The sequence below is a fragment of the Caulobacter vibrioides genome (assembly GCF_002858865.1).
Taxonomy (GTDB): Bacteria; Pseudomonadota; Alphaproteobacteria; order Caulobacterales; family Caulobacteraceae; genus Caulobacter; species Caulobacter vibrioides.
In genome coordinates, this window is the sequence record NZ_PJRR01000013.1 from 56,182 (window position 1) to 72,826 (window position 16,645).

The 16,645-nt window shown below is 68.3% G+C and carries 13 protein-coding genes and 1 pseudogene; 8 read left to right on the top strand and 6 right to left on the bottom strand.

Features of this window, described 5'->3' with window-relative positions; genetic code table 11:
* Window positions 1-104 precede the first annotated feature (104 nt).
* Window positions 105-1,217 carry an alanine dehydrogenase gene (gene ald / locus CVUC_RS08420; protein WP_096034539.1) on the top strand — a complete coding sequence of 371 codons (1,113 nt, stop codon included), beginning with the start codon at window positions 105-107 and terminating at the stop codon, window positions 1,215-1,217.
* A gap of 96 nt (window positions 1,218-1,313) precedes the next feature.
* Here the strand turns inward: ald and CVUC_RS08425 are convergent, their stop codons facing one another.
* Both CVUC_RS08425 and CVUC_RS08430 read right to left on the bottom strand, forming a co-directional pair.
* Window positions 1,314-2,018, bottom strand: a complete 705-nt coding sequence (locus CVUC_RS08425) for a glycosyltransferase family protein (protein WP_010921404.1) — start codon at window positions 2,016-2,018, stop codon at window positions 1,314-1,316.
* Window positions 2,019-2,185: 167 nt separating this feature from the next.
* Window positions 2,186-3,064 (bottom strand): bifunctional regulator KidO, encoded by an 879-nt coding sequence (locus CVUC_RS08430; RefSeq protein ID WP_096034540.1) that lies wholly within the window; start codon window positions 3,062-3,064, stop codon window positions 2,186-2,188.
* Between CVUC_RS08430 and CVUC_RS08435 the strand changes: the two genes are divergently transcribed.
* Entirely contained in the window at window positions 3,057-4,139 is a 1,083-nt protein-coding gene (locus CVUC_RS08435; protein WP_096034541.1) for an XdhC family protein, read from the top strand. The two genes, CVUC_RS08430 and CVUC_RS08435, sit on opposite strands and share 8 nt — an antisense overlap.
* A 163-nt stretch (window positions 4,140-4,302) precedes the next feature.
* On the opposite strand, the gene CVUC_RS08440 is transcribed toward CVUC_RS08435, so the two are convergent.
* The gene (locus tag CVUC_RS08440; protein WP_010921407.1) at window positions 4,303-5,058 is read right to left on the bottom strand and encodes a creatininase family protein; all 756 of its coding nucleotides are present in this window, start codon (window positions 5,056-5,058) and stop codon (window positions 4,303-4,305) included.
* A gap of 203 nt (window positions 5,059-5,261) precedes the next feature.
* On the opposite strand from CVUC_RS08440, the pseudogene CVUC_RS08445 reads away from it, so the two are divergent.
* The 6 genes and pseudogenes from CVUC_RS08445 to CVUC_RS08470 all read left to right on the top strand — a co-directional run bounded on the left by CVUC_RS08445 (window position 5,262) and on the right by CVUC_RS08470 (window position 13,842).
* Window positions 5,262-6,207: pseudogene (locus tag CVUC_RS08445) on the top strand (GAF domain-containing protein).
* 113 nt (window positions 6,208-6,320) lie between these two features.
* Window positions 6,321-7,841, top strand: coding sequence for an aldehyde dehydrogenase (adh, locus tag CVUC_RS08450; RefSeq protein ID WP_096034543.1), 1,521 nt, complete (start codon window positions 6,321-6,323; stop codon window positions 7,839-7,841).
* Window positions 7,842-7,954: 113 nt separating this feature from the next.
* Window positions 7,955-9,898, top strand: a complete 1,944-nt coding sequence (acs, locus tag CVUC_RS08455; RefSeq protein WP_096034544.1) for an acetate--CoA ligase — start codon at window positions 7,955-7,957, stop codon at window positions 9,896-9,898.
* Window positions 9,899-9,931: 33 nt separating this feature from the next.
* The gene (locus CVUC_RS08460) at window positions 9,932-10,489 is read left to right on the top strand and encodes an SRPBCC family protein (RefSeq protein ID WP_096034545.1); all 558 of its coding nucleotides are present in this window, start codon (window positions 9,932-9,934) and stop codon (window positions 10,487-10,489) included.
* Complete coding sequence (locus CVUC_RS08465; RefSeq protein ID WP_010921412.1) at window positions 10,474-10,908, top strand: thiol-disulfide oxidoreductase DCC family protein; 435 nt, start codon at window positions 10,474-10,476, stop codon at window positions 10,906-10,908. The genes CVUC_RS08460 and CVUC_RS08465 overlap by 16 nt, the downstream gene beginning before the upstream one ends.
* Before the next feature lie 87 nt (window positions 10,909-10,995).
* Window positions 10,996-13,842, top strand: a complete 2,847-nt coding sequence (locus CVUC_RS08470; RefSeq protein WP_096034546.1) for a M16 family metallopeptidase — start codon at window positions 10,996-10,998, stop codon at window positions 13,840-13,842.
* 85 nt (window positions 13,843-13,927) lie between these two features.
* Here CVUC_RS08470 and mscL read toward each other — a convergent pair whose 3' ends face one another.
* The 3 genes from mscL to rpsA all read right to left on the bottom strand — a co-directional run bounded on the left by mscL (window position 13,928) and on the right by rpsA (window position 16,625).
* On the bottom strand, window positions 13,928-14,341 hold the full coding sequence (mscL, locus tag CVUC_RS08475) for a large-conductance mechanosensitive channel protein MscL (RefSeq protein ID WP_096034547.1): 414 nt from the start codon (window positions 14,339-14,341) through the stop codon (window positions 13,928-13,930).
* 81 nt (window positions 14,342-14,422) lie between these two features.
* Window positions 14,423-14,713 carry an integration host factor subunit beta gene (locus CVUC_RS08480; protein ID WP_010921415.1) on the bottom strand — a complete coding sequence of 97 codons (291 nt, stop codon included), beginning with the start codon at window positions 14,711-14,713 and terminating at the stop codon, window positions 14,423-14,425.
* A 202-nt stretch (window positions 14,714-14,915) separates the two neighbouring features.
* On the bottom strand, window positions 14,916-16,625 hold the full coding sequence (gene rpsA, locus CVUC_RS08485; protein WP_015923317.1) for a 30S ribosomal protein S1: 1,710 nt from the start codon (window positions 16,623-16,625) through the stop codon (window positions 14,916-14,918).
* Window positions 16,626-16,645: the final 20 nt, after the last annotated feature.

Genomic DNA, 16,645 nt, shown 5'->3' on the forward strand with positions numbered 1-16,645 from the left:
CGCAGGATTCCTGCATCAACCGATGTCTCGAGGCCGAAAACGCCATGAAAACTGCAAGGAAAGAGGCGCATGATCGATCTCAAAGCGCTTTTGGAGGAAACATCATGCGCGTTGGCGTCCCTTCCGAGATCAAACCGGGCGAACACCGGGTCGGACTTACCCCCACCGCCGTCCGTGAATATGTCGGCCACGGCCACACCGTCATCGTCCAGGCGGGCGCGGGCCTCGGCGCCGGCTATGCCGACGACGTCTACGTCAAGGCGGGCGCGAGCATCGTCGCCGACGCCGACGCGGTGTTCGCCGGCGCGGACATGATCGTGAAGGTCAAGGAGCCGCAGAAGGTCGAGTGGGAAAAGCTCGAGCCGCGCCACATCCTCTTCACCTATCTGCACCTGGCGCCCGATCCGGCCCAGACCGAAGGCCTGCTCAAGAGCGGCTGCGCGGCCATTGCCTATGAAACCGTGACCGACGCCAAGGGCGGCCTGCCGCTGCTGGCCCCGATGTCGGAAGTGGCCGGCCGCATCGCCGTGTTCTCGGCGGCCGAGACGTTGCTCAAGCACAATGGCGGCATGGGCCTGCTGCTCAGCGGCGTGCCCGGCGTGCCCCCGGCCCGCGTCGCCGTGCTGGGCGGCGGCGTGGTCGGCAGCAACGCCGCGCGGATGGCCGCGGGCCTGGGCGCCGAGGTCGTGGTGCTGGAACGCTCGATCCCGCGCATGCGCGAACTGGACGATCTCTACCAGGGCCGGATTCTGACCCGCTACTCGACCTTCGGGGCGGTGGAGGAAGAGATCCTCAAGGCCGACGTCGTCATCGGCGCGGTGCTGACCGCCGGTGCGGCCGCGCCCAAGCTGGTGCGTCGCGAGCACCTCAAGCAGATGAAGCCGGGCTCGGTGCTGGTCGACGTCTCGATCGACCAGGGCGGCTGCTTTGAGACCAGCAAGCCGACCACCCACGCCCAGCCGACCTACACGGTCGACGGCGTCGTCCACTACTGCGTGGCCAACATGCCGGGCGCGGCGCCGCGCACCTCGTCCGAAGCGCTGGGCAACGCCACCCTGCCCTTCGGCCTGGCCCTGGCCGACAAGGGTCTCGACGCCCTGAAGGCCAACGCCCACCTGGCCCGGGGCCTCAACGTCCTGAAAGGCGAACTGACCCATCCGGCCGTGGCCGAGGCGCTGGGCAAGACCTCGATCGATCCCTACGGCGCCTGGAAGTAGGAACCTCCGATCCTCGGATAGAAGAAGGGCGCCGAGCGGGTTTCGCGCGGCGCCCTTTGAGTTTTTTGGGAGAGGAACACAGACGCTTACGAAAACTCAGGCGGCGAAGCGGGCGATGTCCTGACGGTTCTCGAGGAGATCGAGCACATCGCCCATGCGGAAATCGGGGTCTCCGGGATGCAGCGCGTCATAGACCGAGCGCGCGAAGGCCAGATCGGCCGCCGTCTTGACCCGCCAGTCCAGCCGCGAGCAGTCGCGGGCGGCGCGCAGATGGGCCTGGCGCCAACGCTCTGGCTGGTTGCGAATGGCAGCGGTGGGCGAGATGCGCGCGGTCGGGTCGCGCTCCTCGGCGGCGGCCTGGCGCAGAACGCCCGCCTTGATGACCTCGACCTCGAGGCCGGCCGGATAGGTGCGGTGGACGCGGTTGGACGTGTAGTCGGCGCCGCTGGCCAGGGCCATGCGGACGGCGTCGTCGACCACGCCAGGATCCATGAACGGTGCGTCGCCCTTCAGGCGGACGACATGGCTTACGGCGCTGATCGCGTCGGCGCAGCGGGCGATGCGCGCCAGAATGTCAGCGCCGGCCCCGCGATGAACAGTGTTGCCGCGCGAGACGAGAAAGCCGGCCAGGGCGTCATCGGCGGGGTCCTGGCTGGTGGCCACAATGATCTTGGAGAGACAGCGCGCGCCGCGCAGGCGCTCGAGCTGGCGCACGATCATCGGCTCCCCCTGAAGGGTGGCCATCGACTTGCCCGGCAGGCGGGACGAGCCCATGCGGGCTTGCAGGACGGCGAGGATCATGACGCGTCTCCGAAGGTTGGAACCAACCTAGGCCAGAAGAATAAAACCTCGATGAATCAGAAACTTATGTAAGCTTAACAGGCACGCTTAACGCGCGCTGAACAGCGCCGCGCCTCGGCGCGCGCCGTCCCATGCAGCCTATTGTCGAGGGTGATTCGGGGAGGGCGTTAGGCGACCCAACGTCGCGGATCGAGCGCGACCGGATCGTCGATCGCCATGTCATCCCAGTCGAGATCCGGGGGCGGGCTCGAAGCCGCCGCCACCACCGCCGACAGCTCGGCGGCCGAGTTGACGCCGACCAGCACGGCCGACCCCTCGGGACGCGACAGGGCAAAGCCCAGCGCCGCTTGCAGCGGGTCAGAGCGACCCTCGGCGATCATCCGGCGCACGCGCGACAGGCGGCCCGAGGCGCCCTTCAGCTGGGCGGGCACGCGATCGGGCGGCAGGAACAGAAGGCCGTTCAGGAAGATTGAGCGCAGGTGCACCTCGATCCCCATGCCGGCGATACGCTGCAGCGAGCCATCGGCCAGCAGGCGCTGATCGAGCAGCGAGGCCGGGGCCTGCAGGATGTCGGGCTTGAAGCGCCGGGCCACGCCCACCGGATCGTCGGAGGCATGGGCCGAGACGCCGATCTTGGCGAACAGGCCCTGGTCCTTCAGGCGCTGCAAACGCTCCCAGAGCGCCGCGCCATGCGGGCCGAACAGCTCGGCGGGCGAATGAACGACGATGGCGTCGGCGCGCTCGACGCCGATTCGGCGCAGGGCGGCGCGGGCCTCGGCCTCGACAAAGTCGGGGCCACGGTCGGCGCGGGCGGTCGAGATCGTGACGCGGAAGGGAACGGGGCGCGGAATGAGGTCGCCCAACACGGTCTCGGCGCGGCCGAACAGACCAGAGGCGTCCAGCACCGACAGCTTGGCGCGGGCGGCGATGTTCAGGATATCGCGCGCTTCGGCTTCGGGCGTGCGACCGCGCGGCGCGGACGAACTCCCACCGTCGAGGCCGAATTGAGCGGCCGCCAGACCCAGTTTTGAGACCGAAATGGACATCGCCATCCGTGCGCGAAACTCACCAACAGACCGGGAGGCTACGCGCCAAGGTTTGAACATCCGGTTTCTGGAACCTTGCCGAGGGGTTAAAGTCACGCCGATGACCTTTGACTCAGAAGACGCCGCCTGGCCGATGCACGGCCTAGCTGACGACGCCCGCCCGGCCTTGGCCCAGGCGCTTTCCAGAGGCCCTGCGGCCCTGGCGACGATCGTTGCGCTGGGCGGCGGCGGCCCGCGCCCGGTCGGCGCCCAGATGGTCTTCGGCGAAAAAATTGTTTCCGGGTTTCTGTCCGGCGGCTGCATTGAGGCGGATGTCGAGGTCCACGCCCGCGCCTGCCTCGGAGACGGGGTTTCGCGCCGGCTGGTCTATGGCGAGGGCAGTCCCTGGCCGGACATCCGTCTGCTGTGCGGCGCACGTATCGAAATTCTGGTCGAGCGGATCGCCCCCGACGATCAAGCCGCCCGGGCTCTGCTCGATCTGGCCGCCGCCCGCCTGCCGGCCTTCTGGGTCAGCGACGGGACGCGTCGGGTGTGCGCCGAGACGCCGGAGGTTCCCTGGGCCGGCGCCTTTGAGCGGGCCTATGACCCAACCCCGCGCGTGGTGGTGATCGGTGGTGACCCGACGGCGCTGGCGATCGCCAGTCTGGCCGCCCAGTCCGGCCATGAGACCTTCCTGCTGCGCCCCAAGGGTCCGGCTGAAGCGCCACCGCTCGCGGGGGTGGCGTACCGCCGCGAGCCGCTGGACGAGGCCCTGGGCTCCATCGGTCTGGACGCCTGGACATCCGTGGCGGTGTGCGGCCATGACCTGGAGCAGGATCACACCGCCCTGATGACCGCCCTGCCCTCGCCGGCGCCCTATGTCGGCCTGCTGGGCGCGCGGCGACGCCTGCCCGAGCGGATCGCGCGGCTGAAGGCGGCGGGGCTGGGCGAACGGGAGCTGGGCAAGCTGCGCGCTCCGATCGGCCTTGATCTGGGCGGCAAGGCCCCGTTCGAGGTGGCGGTGGCGGTGATCGGCGAGATCATGGCCGCCCGCCACGGCCAGCCGGCGCTGGCGCGGCGGGTGGTGGAGGCCTGAGGGGCCGCCAACCCCCAAAGGCAAAATCTCACCGTCATCCCGGAAGCCTCGCAGAGGCTATCCGGGACCCAGGGGCGGCGCGCATTGCGTTTCGTCACCCCTAGGTCCCGGCTCTCCCCTTCGCTGCGGCCGGGATGACGCGCTATTTTTGGATTTGTAAGAACTAGGCGGGCGCCCGCTCCGCCGCGAACGCCGCCAGATCCTCGATCAGGGCGTTGGCCGCCATACTCACCAGCTCGCCGCCCTTCTCCGGCGTGGCCTGGGCAGGATCCGAGCCCATGCGCCCGTCGGCGTAGCGGGCGCGGAAGTCCAGCGCCTCGCGGATCGGCCCCGTGGGCGCGATAGGGGGCGAATAGGCCGCCGTCTTGATCGTTTCCGGATAGGCCCATTGGGTCACCGCGATCTCGGACGGGGTGGCGTGGCTGCCATGGCCGGTTGGAAACTGGCGATTGGCCAGGGCGTTGACGCCGGCGAGGTCCCACCAGTTCTTCAGCTTCAAAGCGAACGGCGCGCGCTGCTGGCGGAAGCTGTAGTCGGCATAGATCTCCGAAAACGCCGCCTCGATCGAGGCCACGTTGCCGCCGTGACCGTTCAGGAAATAGATGCGGGTAAAGCCGTGGGCGCCCAGCGACCGCACCCAGTCGCCGATCGCGGCTATGAAGGTGGAGGGCCGCAGGAAGATCGTCCCCGGAAACGCCAGGTGATGCTGGGCCATGCCGATATTGAAGGTCGGGGCCACCAGCACCTTGTCGCTCGCACGCTTGCTGGCCTCGTGGGCGATGATCTCGGGGCACAGCCAGTCGGTGCCCAGGAGGCCCGTCGGCCCATGCTGCTCGTTCGACCCGATCGGCACCACCACGCTTGTGCTGGACTTGAGGCGCTCTTCGATCTCGGACCAGGTGGACAGGGCCAGCAGCATGCGACGCTCCTTCTCGAAACACCGTAAGGCTTTAAGCCCAAACCCGCCCGCTTGGCAGTCCAAAGTGCGTGCGCCGTCCGCCGCGCGCTCCGTTCGATCGCCCCCCGAATTGAGCCGTCCGTAGAACGCCGGACTTGCGCGGCCCCTTCCCGCTACGTCATGCTGACGTCCAAGTCGGGAAAGCCTGACGCGGAGGAAACGCGATGGCCGAACCAGGCCATGCCGAGAGGGTTCTGTCGGTGCTGCGCGACGGCGCGGCCACGCCGCTGGCCGCCTCATGGCGTCGCAGCCTGACCCTGCATCAGCTGGACCCCGAAAACCGCAAGCCGCCTGAAACCCTGTCCGGCGCCGAGCTGAAGGCGGCGCAGGAGCAGATGGGCCCCCTGCTGGCCGCCGCCCAGGACAATCTCGACGCCCTGTTCCAAGGCCGTCGGCGACGGCGGTTGTTGCGTGTTGCTGACCAACGCCGACGGCGTGCCGGTCGACCGGCGGGGCGTCTCGGCGGACGATCCGGTGTTCCGGCGCTGGGGCCTCTGGAACGGCGCGGTGTGGAGCGAGGCGCGCGAGGGCACGAACGGCATCGGCACCTGCCTCGCCGAGCAACGCGTGCTGACCATCCATCGCGACCAGCACTTCCACACGCGCAACATTGGCCTGTCCTGCACCGTGGCGCCGCTGTTCGATCCGAACGGCCGCATCGCCGGCGCGCTGGATGTATCCTCGTGTCGCCCCGGTCTGGACGGCCTGACGGGGCTGGTCGAACGCGCGGTCACTGACGCCGCGCGGCGTATTGAGGCGCGCGCCTTCCGCGAGGCCTTCCCCGGCGCGCGCATTGTGCTGTTGCCCGACACCGCCGCCGACCGCGCGTCGGTCCCGATGCTGGCGGTCGACGCCGACGACGTGGTGATCGGCGCCACCCGCGCCGCCCGCCTCGCCCTGAAGCTGACCGACGAGACCCTGAAACGCGGCCTGCCCTCGCCGGATCGTTCGGCCGATCTCGACGAGGCCGAACGCGCCGCCGTCCGCCGCGCCCTCACCCAGGCCGGCGGCAATGTCTCGGCCGCCGCCGGCTTGCTTGGCCTGTCTCGCGCCACCCTGAACCGCAAGCTCAAGCGGCTGGATCTGGCGCGCGGACGCGAATTCCACTGAACCTGTCTCAGTTCTGAGACACACGGCGCCGGCTCGATCGTCGAGGTGGCGCCACGCCGCGCTGTTCACGCCAAGCTCGCCTCCAAGACGCCTCGACGGCGCTGGAGGAAACCATGACCAAGCCCGAATTCATCGAGTCCCTGTCGCGCCCGCCGTTCAAGGCCCGCTACGACAACTTCATCGGCGGCCAGTGGGTCGCCCCGGCCGACGGCCGCTACTTCGACAACAGCTCGCCGATCCACGGCCGCAAGATCTGCGAGATCGCGCGTTCGCAGGCGATCGACATCGAGCGCGCGCTCGACGCCGCCCACGCCGCCAAGGCCGGCTGGGCCAGGACCAGCGCCGCCGACCGCTCGCGCATCCTGCTGCGCATCGCCGACCGCATGGAGGAGAACCTCGCGACCCTGGCCACCGCCGAGACCTGGGACAACGGTAAACCGATCCGCGAGACCCTGGCCGCCGACATTCCCCTGGCCATCGACCACTTCCGCTACTTCGCCGGCTGCCTGCGCAGCCAGGAAGGCTCGATCTCCGAGATCGACCACGACACCATCGCCTATCACTTCCACGAGCCGTTGGGCGTGGTGGGTCAGATCATCCCATGGAATTTCCCGCTGCTGATGGCCTGCTGGAAGCTGGCCCCGGCCCTGGCCGCCGGCAACTGCGTGGTGCTGAAACCCGCCGAGCAGACCCCGGCCTCGATCATGGTCTGGGCCGAGATGATCGGCGACCTGCTGCCCGCCGGCGTGCTCAACATCGTCAACGGCTTCGGCCTCGAGGCCGGCAAACCGCTGGCCTCCAGCCCGCGCATCGCCAAGATCGCCTTCACCGGCGAGACCTCGACCGGTCGGCTGATCATGCAGTACGCCGCCCAGAACCTGATCCCCGTCACGCTGGAGCTGGGCGGCAAGTCCCCGAACATCTTCTTCGACGACGTGGCGCGCGAGGACGACGACTATCTCGACAAGGCCCTGGAGGGCTTCACCATGTTCGCCCTGAACCAGGGCGAGGTCTGCACCTGTCCCAGCCGCGCGCTGGTGCAGGAGTCGATCTATGAGAAGTTCATGGAGCGCGCCCTCAAGCGGGTGAACGCCGTGGTCCAGGGCAGCCCGCTCGATCCCGCCACCATGATCGGCGCCCAGGCGTCCGAAGAGCAGCTGAACAAGATCCTCGGCTACATGGACATCGGCCGCAACGAGGGCGCCAAGCTGCTGGCGGGCGGCCAGCGCAAGATCCTGCCGGGCCAGCTGGCCGACGGCTACTATGTCGAGCCGACGGTCTTCGAAGGTCACAACAAGATGCGGATCTTCCAGGAGGAGATCTTCGGTCCGGTCCTGGCGGTGACCACCTTCAAGACCGAGGAAGAAGCCCTGGAGATCGCCAACGACACCGCCTTCGGTCTGGGCGCGGGCGTCTGGAGCCGCGACGCCAACCGTTGCTACCGCTTCGGGCGCGGCATCGAGGCCGGCCGGGTCTGGACCAACTGCTACCATGCCTATCCGGCCCACGCGGCGTTTGGCGGCTACAAGCAGTCGGGCGTCGGGCGTGAGACCCACAAGATGATGCTGGACCACTATCAGCAGACCAAGAACATGCTGGTCAGCTACAGCCCCAAGGCGCTCGGCTTCTTCTGATCTGACTTACAGCACGGGCGGCCAGCCGGCCGGCGCCGAGAAACCGCATTGGTCTTCTTGCGCCGGGCGACTGGCTTCGCCTATGCCAACGACCAACAAGATAAGGGAGTGCGGTGGTGAGCGACGGACAGGTTTTCCCGGTTCCTGCGGATCTGGCGCGAGACGCCCATATCGATGCGGCCGCCTATGACGCGGCGCTGGCTCGCGTCGAAGCCGACCCCGAAGGCTATTGGCGCGACATCGCCGCCCGGCTCGACTGGATCACGCCGCCCACCAAGATCAAGGACGTCTCCTACGCCAAGGAAGACTTCCGCATCCGCTGGTACGAGGACGGCGTTCTCAACGTCTCGGCCAACTGCATCGATCGCCACCTGCCGGCCAAGAAAGACGACGTGGCCCTGGTGTTCGAGGGCGACGAGCCCGGGACCTCGGACACCCTCACCTACGGCCAGCTGCACGAGGAGGTTTGCCGCATGGCCAACGTCCTCAAGGCGCAGGGCGTCAAGAAGGGCGACCGGGTCACGATCTATCTGCCGATGGTGCCGCTGGCGGCCGTGGCCATGCTGGCCTGCGCGCGGATCGGGGCGGTGCATTCGGTCGTGTTCGGCGGCTTCTCGCCCGACAGCATCGCCGGCCGCATCCAGGACTGCGCCTCGCACTTCGTGATCACCGCCGACGAGGGCCGCCGCGGCGGCCGCCGCGTGCCGCTGAAGGCCAATATCGACGAAGCGCTGAAGCACTGCCCATGGGTCGGCAAGGTGCTGATGATCCGCTGGACCGGCGCCGATGTGCCGCTGAAGGCGGGCCGCGACATCGTCTGGCAGGACGTCCGCGACACCGTCTCGGCCGACTGCCCGCCCGAGCCTATGAACGCCGAGGACCCGCTGTTCATCCTCTACACCTCGGGCTCGACGGGGAAGCCCAAGGGCGTGCTGCACACCACCGGCGGCTATCTGGCCTGGGCGTCGTGGACCTTCTGGGCGGTGTTCGACTACAAGCCGGGCGAGGTGTTCTGGTGCACCGCCGACGTCGGCTGGGTCACCGGTCACAGCTATGTCGTCTACGGCCCGCTGGCCAATGGCGGGACCAGCCTGATCTTCGAGGGTGTGCCCAACTATCCCACCCCCAGCCGCTTCTGGGAGGTGATCGACAAGCACCAGGTGTCGATCTTCTACACCGCCCCCACCGCTCTGCGCGCCCTGATGCGCGAAGGCGACGCGCATGTGACGAAGAACGACCTTTCGTCCCTGCGCCTGCTGGGCAGCGTCGGCGAGCCGATCAATCCGGAGGCCTGGCTCTGGTACCACCGCGTGGTCGGCAAGGAGAAACTGCCGATCGTCGACACCTGGTGGCAGACCGAGACCGGCGGCATGCTGATCACCCCGCTGCCCGGCGCCACCGCCCTGAAGCCGGGCTCGGCCTCCAAGCCGCTGCCGGGCGTCAAGCCGCAGCTCGTGGACGCCGAGGGCAAGGTTCTGGACGGCGCCACCGAAGGCAATCTCGTCATCACCGACAGCTGGCCGGGCCAGATGCGGACCGTCTATGGCGACCACCAGCGGTTCTTCGAGACCTATTTCTCGACCTATCCCGGCAAGTACTTCACCGGCGACGGCTGCCGTCGCGACGCCGATGGCTACTACTGGATCACCGGTCGGGTGGACGACGTGATCAACGTCTCGGGCCACCGCCTGGGCACGGCCGAGATCGAGAGCGCCCTCGTGGCCCACGAGACCGTCGCCGAGGCCGCCGTGGTCGGCTATCCGCACGACATCAAGGGCCAGGGCGTCTATGCCTATGTCACTCTGAAGGCGGGGATCGAGGCTACGGACGCGCTGCGCAAGGACCTCGTCCTGTGGGTGCGCCACGAGATCGGCCCTTTCGCCGCGCCGGACGTCATCCAGTGGGCCCCGGGCCTGCCCAAGACGCGCTCGGGCAAGATCATGCGCCGCATCCTGCGCAAGATCGCCGAGAACGAGCTCGGCAGCCTGGGCGACACCTCGACCCTGGCTGATCCATCGGTGGTCGATGATCTGGTGAAGAACCGCGCGGGGACCTGACGAAAGTCACATCGGCGCGTTAGCCTGCGCGCCATGCGCTGGATCCTCCCTCTCCTGCTGGCCGTCTGCGTCGCCGCCCCTGCGCGTGCGGCGACAGAGTGGGCCGTCAGAGATGGGTCCGTCCAGGTCGAGGCGCATGCGGATGAGCAGGGCCGCGCCGTGGTGCGGGCCAGCATCGAGATCGCCGCGCCGCCGTCCGTGGTGTTCGGGGTCATCCTGGATTGCGGCCGCGCCGCGCGGATGAGCCCGGGGGTCAAGCGCTGCCGGGTGGTGTCTCGCGCCGCCGACGGCTCTGAGGTGCGCGAGCACACCGTCAAGTGGGGCTTTTTCCTGCCCGCCCTGCAGTCGCGGTCTCGTCTGTCGCTGCAGCCGGATCGGGAAATCCGCTTCACCTGTATCGGGGGCGACATCCGCGCCTGCGATGGGTTCTGGCGGCTGGAGCCGCTGGACGGCGGGATGCGCACGCGGGTGACCTACGACCTCTGGGCCACCGCGCCCTACGCGGCGCCGGCCGGCCTGGTCTCCAGCCTGATGCGCCGCACCGTGCCGCAGTCGCTGGCGGCGCTTCGGCGGGAGTGCGAAGGCGGATGACCACCCCAGACCCCGATAAGCCCGACGCGGTGATGCTGTTCGACGGGGTCTGCCACCTGTGCGACGGGGTGGTGCGCACGGTGCTCAGGCTGGATCGTCACGGAGCGATCCGCTTTGCCGCCATCCAGTCGCCGGCGGGGCGGCGGCTGGCGATCGCCCACGGCCTCGACCCCGACGCGCCGGAGAGCTTCCTGTTCCTCGATCACGGTCAGCCCCTGCGCAAGACGCAGGCCGTAGCCGCCTTGCTGCGGCGGCTGCCCGCGCCGTGGCGTCAGCTGGCCTGGATCGACCGCCTGCCGCGCGGCCTGACCGATCGGGTCTATGACTGGGTCGCCGCGAACCGCTATCGGATCTTCGGCAAGCATGACCAGTGCCGGATCCCGACGCCGGCGCAACGGGCGCGCTTTCTGATCGACTAGCCCCGCCCCTATATGAACTCTCGGTAAGGTTTCCCGGCGAACCGGCGGTGCTAGGGTCCCGCGCAAACGTTCAGGAGACTCTCGCGCATGATCCGCACCGCCAAGCTGGCCCTCGTGGCCGCGGCCCTGTCCACCACGGCGCTGTCGCCGCTCGCCCTGGCCGCCCCGGCCCCGGCGCAGCCCGCCGCGACCGCGTCGATCGCCGTCCCGCCCATCGTCTACCAGCAGCGGGTGCTGGCCAACGGCATGAAGGTGTTCACCTCGCGCGACACGTCCACGCCCAACGTCTCGGTGCAGGTCTGGTACGGCGTCGGCTCCAAGGACGACCCGCAAGGCCGGTCGGGCTTTGCGCACCTGTTTGAACACCTGATGTTCAAGGCCACGCGCAACATGCCCAACGAGACGGTGGACCGTCTGACCGAGGACGTCGGCGGCTTCAACAACGCCTCCACCTGGGACGACTTCACCAACTACTACGAAGTGGTGCCGGCCAATCACCTGGAGCGCCTGATCTGGGCCGAGGCTGATCGCCTGAAGTCGCTGGTCATCGACGAGGCGGTGTTCGCCTCCGAGCGCGACGTCGTGAAGGAAGAACTGCGCCAGCGGGTCCTGGCCGACCCCTATGGTCGCTTCTTCGCCCTGTCGATCCCGCAGCAGTCGTTCGCGGTCCATCCCTATCAGCGTCCCGGCATCGGCTCGATCGAGGAGCTGGATGCGGCGACCGTCGACGACGTGCGCGCCTTCCACCGCACCTATTATCGCCCGGACAACGCCGCCCTGATCATCGTCGGCAATTTCGACCAGGCCAAGCTGGACGCGATGATCGACAAGTACTTCGGATCGCTGACCACGCCGGGCGGAACGATCCCGAAGGTCACGGCGGTCGAGCCCGCTCGCACCGGCCCCAAGACCGTCAACACCTACGGCCCCAATGTGCCGCTGCCGGCCCTGGCCATCACGTGGCTGGCGCCCGCCGCCGCCGACAAGGACACGCCCGCCCTGGCGGTGCTGGACGCGATCCTGACCGCCGGCAAGTCCTCGCGCCTCTATGACAGCCTGGTCTATGACCAGAAGATCGCCCAGTCGGTGTTCTCGTCGGCCCCGAACAACGCCCAGCCGGGCCTGTTCTATGTCGGCGCCATCATGGCCGGCGGCAAGACGGTGGCTCAGGGCGAAGCCGCCCTGCGCGCCCAGGTCGCTCGCGTCCGCGATGGTCTGGTGACTCCGGCCGAGCTGGCCGAGGCCAAGGCCGGCCTGCTGGCCGACGCCGTGCGTCGCCGCGAGGAGATCGACGGTCGCGGCTTCGCGATCGGCTACGCCCTGCAGACCGAGGGCGACGCCGCCGCCGCCAATACGAGCTTGGCCAAGCTGCAGGCGGTGACCGCCGCCGACATCCAGCGCGTCGCCCGCAAGCACCTGGCCGACGATCGCCTGACCGTGATCAACTATCTGCCCGAAAAGGATCGCCCGGCCGGCGAGAAGGACGCCACGCCGCCGATCCCCAAGGTGGCCTCGGTCAAGTACGACGGCCCGATCACCACCCTCGCGCCGGAGGCCGAGCGCGAGAAGCCGCCGGCGGTCGCCGCCCCGGTGCCGGCCGTCATGCCGACCCCGGCGGAAAAGACCCTGGCCAACGGCCTGCGGGTCATCGTCGCCAAGTCCAGCGAGCTGCCGCTGATCACCTCGACCCTCACCGTCAAGGGCGGCGCCAGTTCCGATCCCGCCGGCCTGGCCGGCACCTCGAGCCTGACCTCGGAGCTGCTCACCGAAGGCACCGCCACCCGCTCGGCGACGCAGGTCGCGCGCGAGACCGAAGCCCTGGGCGCCAACCTGGCCGCCGGCTCGGGCTGGGAAGCCGCCTCGCTGACCCTCAGCGTGACGGCCAACAACGCCGATCAGGCCATGGCGATCATGGCCGACGTGGCCCAGAACCCGGCCTTCAAGGCCGAGGAACTGGACCGCGTCCGCGCCGAGACCCTGGACGGCCTGTCAGTGGCGTTCCAGCGCCCCGGCAGCCTCGCCAGCTTCGCCACCAGCCCCGTGCTCTACGCCGGCTCGGCCTATGGCCATGTCGCAGGCGGCACGCCCGGCTCGCTGCCGAAGATCAAGCGCGAGGACCTGGCCAAGACCCACGCCGCCTACTGGCGGCCGGACAACGCCGTGCTGGTCGTGACCGGCAACCTGTCGCCCGAGGCCGGCTTCGCCCTGGCGGAAAAGGCGTTCGGCGGCTGGAAGAAGCCCGCGACCCCGCCGCCGACCCCGCCGGCCGCCCCGACCGGCTACCAGCCGCGCAACGTGGTCATCGACCTGCCGGGCACGGGCCAGGCGGCCGTGGTGCTGGCCAAGCCCGCCATCACCCGCGCCGACCCCAGCTACTACCAGGGCGTGGTGGCCAATACGGTGCTGGGCGTGGGCTTCTCCTCGCGCCTGAACCAGGAGATCCGCATCAAGCGCGGCCTGTCCTATGGCGCCGGCTCCAGCCTGACGCCGCAGGGCCAGTTCGGCGGCTTCTCGGCGCGTGTGCAGACCAAGAACCCCTCGGCCGGCGAGGTGATCAGCCTCACCCGCGCCGAGCTGAGCCGCCTGGCCAACGAACCGGCCTCGGTCGGCGAGCTGGCCGCCCGCAAGTCGGTGCTGGTGGGCGGCTTTGGCCGTGACCTCGGCACCTCGGAAGGCCTGGCCGGCATCCTGGGCAACCTCGCCGTCTATGGCGTGCCGCTGACCGAGATCCAGAGCTACGCGGCCAAGGTCGAGGCGGTGACGCCCCAGCAGGTCCAGGCTTTCGCCAAGACCAAGCTCGACCCGGCCCAGATGAGCGTGATCGTCGCCGGCGACGCCAAGGCCATGGGCGAGGCCCTCACCAAGGTCGCGCCGAACGCCACGGTGATCCCGGCCGCCAAGCTGGACCTGGATGCGCCGGGCCTGACCCAGTAGGTCGCCCGCGCTTCGGCAACAAAAAAGGCCGGCCGCTGGCGACAGCGGCCGGCCTTTCCATGTTCGCCCAAGGCCCGGATCAGCCCTACTTGGCCAGAAGGTCCCGGATCTCGGTCAACAGCGTCTCTTCGGCCGTCGGAGCCGGCGGCGCGGCCGGCGCGGGCTCGGCCGCGTCCTGGCGACGGATCTCGTTGACCAGCTTGACCAGCAGGAAGACCACCGTGGCGACGATGAAGAACTGGATCACGGTGTTGACGAAGGCGCCGTACTGGATCGCCACCTTTTCGATGGCCTCGCTCGCCGGATCCTCCGGCCGCAGCACCCATTCCAGCTTCGAAAAGTCCAGCCCGCCGGTCAGCAGGCCGATCGGCGGCATGATCACCTGATCGACCAGGCTCTTGACGATGCCGTTGAACGCCGCGCCGATGATCACGCCCACGGCCAGATCGATGACATTGCCCCGCGCGATGAACTCGCGGAATTCCTTGACCACGCTCATGACAGAGCCCTCCCCATACGTCTGAGGGGGCGAAGCTGGAGGCGTTCGCGACCCTGGGTCAAGCCCGGGTCATGATTGTTGCTATTCGTCGCCGTCCGCGTTCAGGCGGGCCCGCAGCTCCTTGCCGCTCTTGAAGAACGGCACGTGCTTGGCGCGAACATCCACGGCCTCGCCGGTGCGGGGATTGCGGCCGGTGCGCGCAGGGCGCGAGCGGACCGACAGGGCGCCAAAGCCCCGAAGCTCGACACGACCGCCATCTTCCAGGGCGCCGATCATCCGTTCGAGGATCACGCCGACGACGCGCTCGACGTCCTTCTGCGTCAGGTGCGGATTTTCATTCGCGAGCCTGGCGATGAGTTCAGACTTGATCATCGATATCCCCGGAACGCCCCTGGGAGGAGAAAGGCGCGAGCGGACCTTTGCCCAACGACGGCTGAGTCTTCAAGGGGTTGCGTGAAATTCTCGAACGCGGTTCGGTTAATTCGGAACGGGATTGGCAGACTTTCGCGCAAAAGAAAACGGCGGCTGGATCGCTCCAGCCGCCGCCAACTTCAACGTCTATGGAAGACGAAGCTTAGTCCTTGCTGGCCCGCTCGCGCAGGGCCGCGCCCAGGATGTCGCCCAGCGAAGCGCCGGAGTCCGACGAGCCGAACTGCTCGATGGCTTCCTTCTCTTCGGCCATTTCCAGCGACTTGATCGACAGCGAGACGCGGCGCGCAGCCTTGTCCACGTTGGTGATCTGGGCGTCGACGCGGTCACCCACGGCGAAGCGCTCCGGACGCTGCTCTTGACGATCGCGCGACAGGTCCGACTTGCGGATGAAGGCGGTCATCGGGGCGTCGTCTTCGCCGAAGCGAACTTCGATGCCGCCCGAGGTGACTTCCGTGACGGTGACGGTCACGGTCTGGTTCTTGCGGTAGGTGTCGCCCGACATCGGGTCGCCGGCCAGCTGCTTGATGCCCAGCGAGATGCGTTCCTTCTCGACGTCGACGTCGAGAACCTTCGCCTTGACCATGTCGCCCTTCTTGTAGCGGGCCATGGCTTCTTCGCCCGGGACGCTCCAGTCGATGTCCGACAGGTGCACCATGCCGTCGATGTCGTTGTCGAGGCCGACGAACAGACCAAACTCGGTCGCGTTCTTGACTTCGCCTTCGACGGTCGAACCGACCGGGTGAGCTTCCAGGAAGGCTTCCCACGGGTTGGCCAGGGCTTGCTTCAGGCCCAGCGAGACGCGGCGCTTGGACGGATCGACGTCCAGGACCACGACGTCGACTTCCTGCGAGGTCGAGACGATCTTGCCGGGGTGAACGTTCTTCTTGGTCCAGGACATTTCCGAGACGTGCACCAGGCCTTCAACGCCGGCTTCCAGCTCCACGAAGGCGCCGTAGTCGGTGATGTTGGTGATGCGGCCCGTGAACTTGGCGCCGACCGGGTACTTGGCTTCGACGCCGTCCCACGGATCCGACTGCAGCTGCTTCATGCCGAGGCTGATGCGCTGGGTGTCCGGGTTGATCTTGACGATCTGGACCTTCACGGTGTCGCCCACGGCGAGCACTTGGCTCGGGTGGTTGACGCGCTTCCAGCTCATGTCGGTGACGTGCAGCAGGCCGTCGATGCCGCCCAGGTCAACGAACGCACCGTAGTCGGTGATGTTCTTGACGACGCCTTCGCGGATTTCACCCTCTTGCAGCTGCGACACCAGTTCGGTGCGCTGCTCGGCGCGGGCTTCTTCCAGGATGGCGCGACGCGAGACGACGATGTTGCCGCGCGGACGGTCCATCTTCAGGATGGCGAAGGGCTGTTCCTTGCCCATCAGCGGACCGACGTCGCGGACCGGACGGATGTCGACTTGGCTGCCCGGCAGGAAGGCCGAGGCGCCGCCCAGGTCGACGGTGAAGCCACCCTTCACGCGGCCGACGATCGCGCCCATGACGGGCTCGTTGCGGGCGTAGACGCCTTCCAGACGGGTCCAGGCTTCTTCGCGCTTGGCCTTTTCGCGGCTGATGACCGCTTCGCCCATGGCGTTTTCGAGGCGTTCCAGGAAGACTTCGACGGTGTCGCCGGCCTTCACGGTGGCCTTGCCGTTCTCGTCGACGCCGAATTCCTTCAGCTGGACGCGGCCTTCGGTCTTCAGACCGACGTCGATGATGGCGAAGTCCTTTTCGATCCCGACGACCTTGCCCTTGACGACGGTGCCTTCCGCGAAGTCACGGCCGCCCATGGAGTCGTTGAGGAGCGCTTCGAAATCGTCGCGCGTCGGGTTGAAGCTCATATCGTCAGCCATGCTGATCTTTGGTCTCTAGG

Coding starts and splice junctions, on each gene's coding strand:
- ald (WP_096034539.1), top strand. CDS start 105: ATGCGCGTTGGCGTCCCTTCCGAGATCAAACCGGGCGAACACCGGGTC.
- CVUC_RS08425 (WP_010921404.1), bottom strand. CDS start 2,018: ATGATCCTCGCCGTCCTGCAAGCCCGCATGGGCTCGTCCCGCCTGCCG.
- CVUC_RS08435 (WP_096034541.1), top strand. CDS start 3,057: ATGGACATCGCCATCCGTGCGCGAAACTCACCAACAGACCGGGAGGCT.
- CVUC_RS08430 (WP_096034540.1), bottom strand. CDS start 3,064: ATGTCCATTTCGGTCTCAAAACTGGGTCTGGCGGCCGCTCAATTCGGC.
- CVUC_RS08440 (WP_010921407.1), bottom strand. CDS start 5,058: ATGCTGCTGGCCCTGTCCACCTGGTCCGAGATCGAAGAGCGCCTCAAG.
- adh (WP_096034543.1), top strand. CDS start 6,321: ATGACCAAGCCCGAATTCATCGAGTCCCTGTCGCGCCCGCCGTTCAAG.
- CVUC_RS08460 (WP_096034545.1), top strand. CDS start 9,932: ATGCGCTGGATCCTCCCTCTCCTGCTGGCCGTCTGCGTCGCCGCCCCT.
- CVUC_RS08470 (WP_096034546.1), top strand. CDS start 10,996: ATGATCCGCACCGCCAAGCTGGCCCTCGTGGCCGCGGCCCTGTCCACC.
- mscL (WP_096034547.1), bottom strand. CDS start 14,341: ATGAGCGTGGTCAAGGAATTCCGCGAGTTCATCGCGCGGGGCAATGTC.
- CVUC_RS08480 (WP_010921415.1), bottom strand. CDS start 14,713: ATGATCAAGTCTGAACTCATCGCCAGGCTCGCGAATGAAAATCCGCAC.
- rpsA (WP_015923317.1), bottom strand. CDS start 16,625: ATGGCTGACGATATGAGCTTCAACCCGACGCGCGACGATTTCGAAGCG.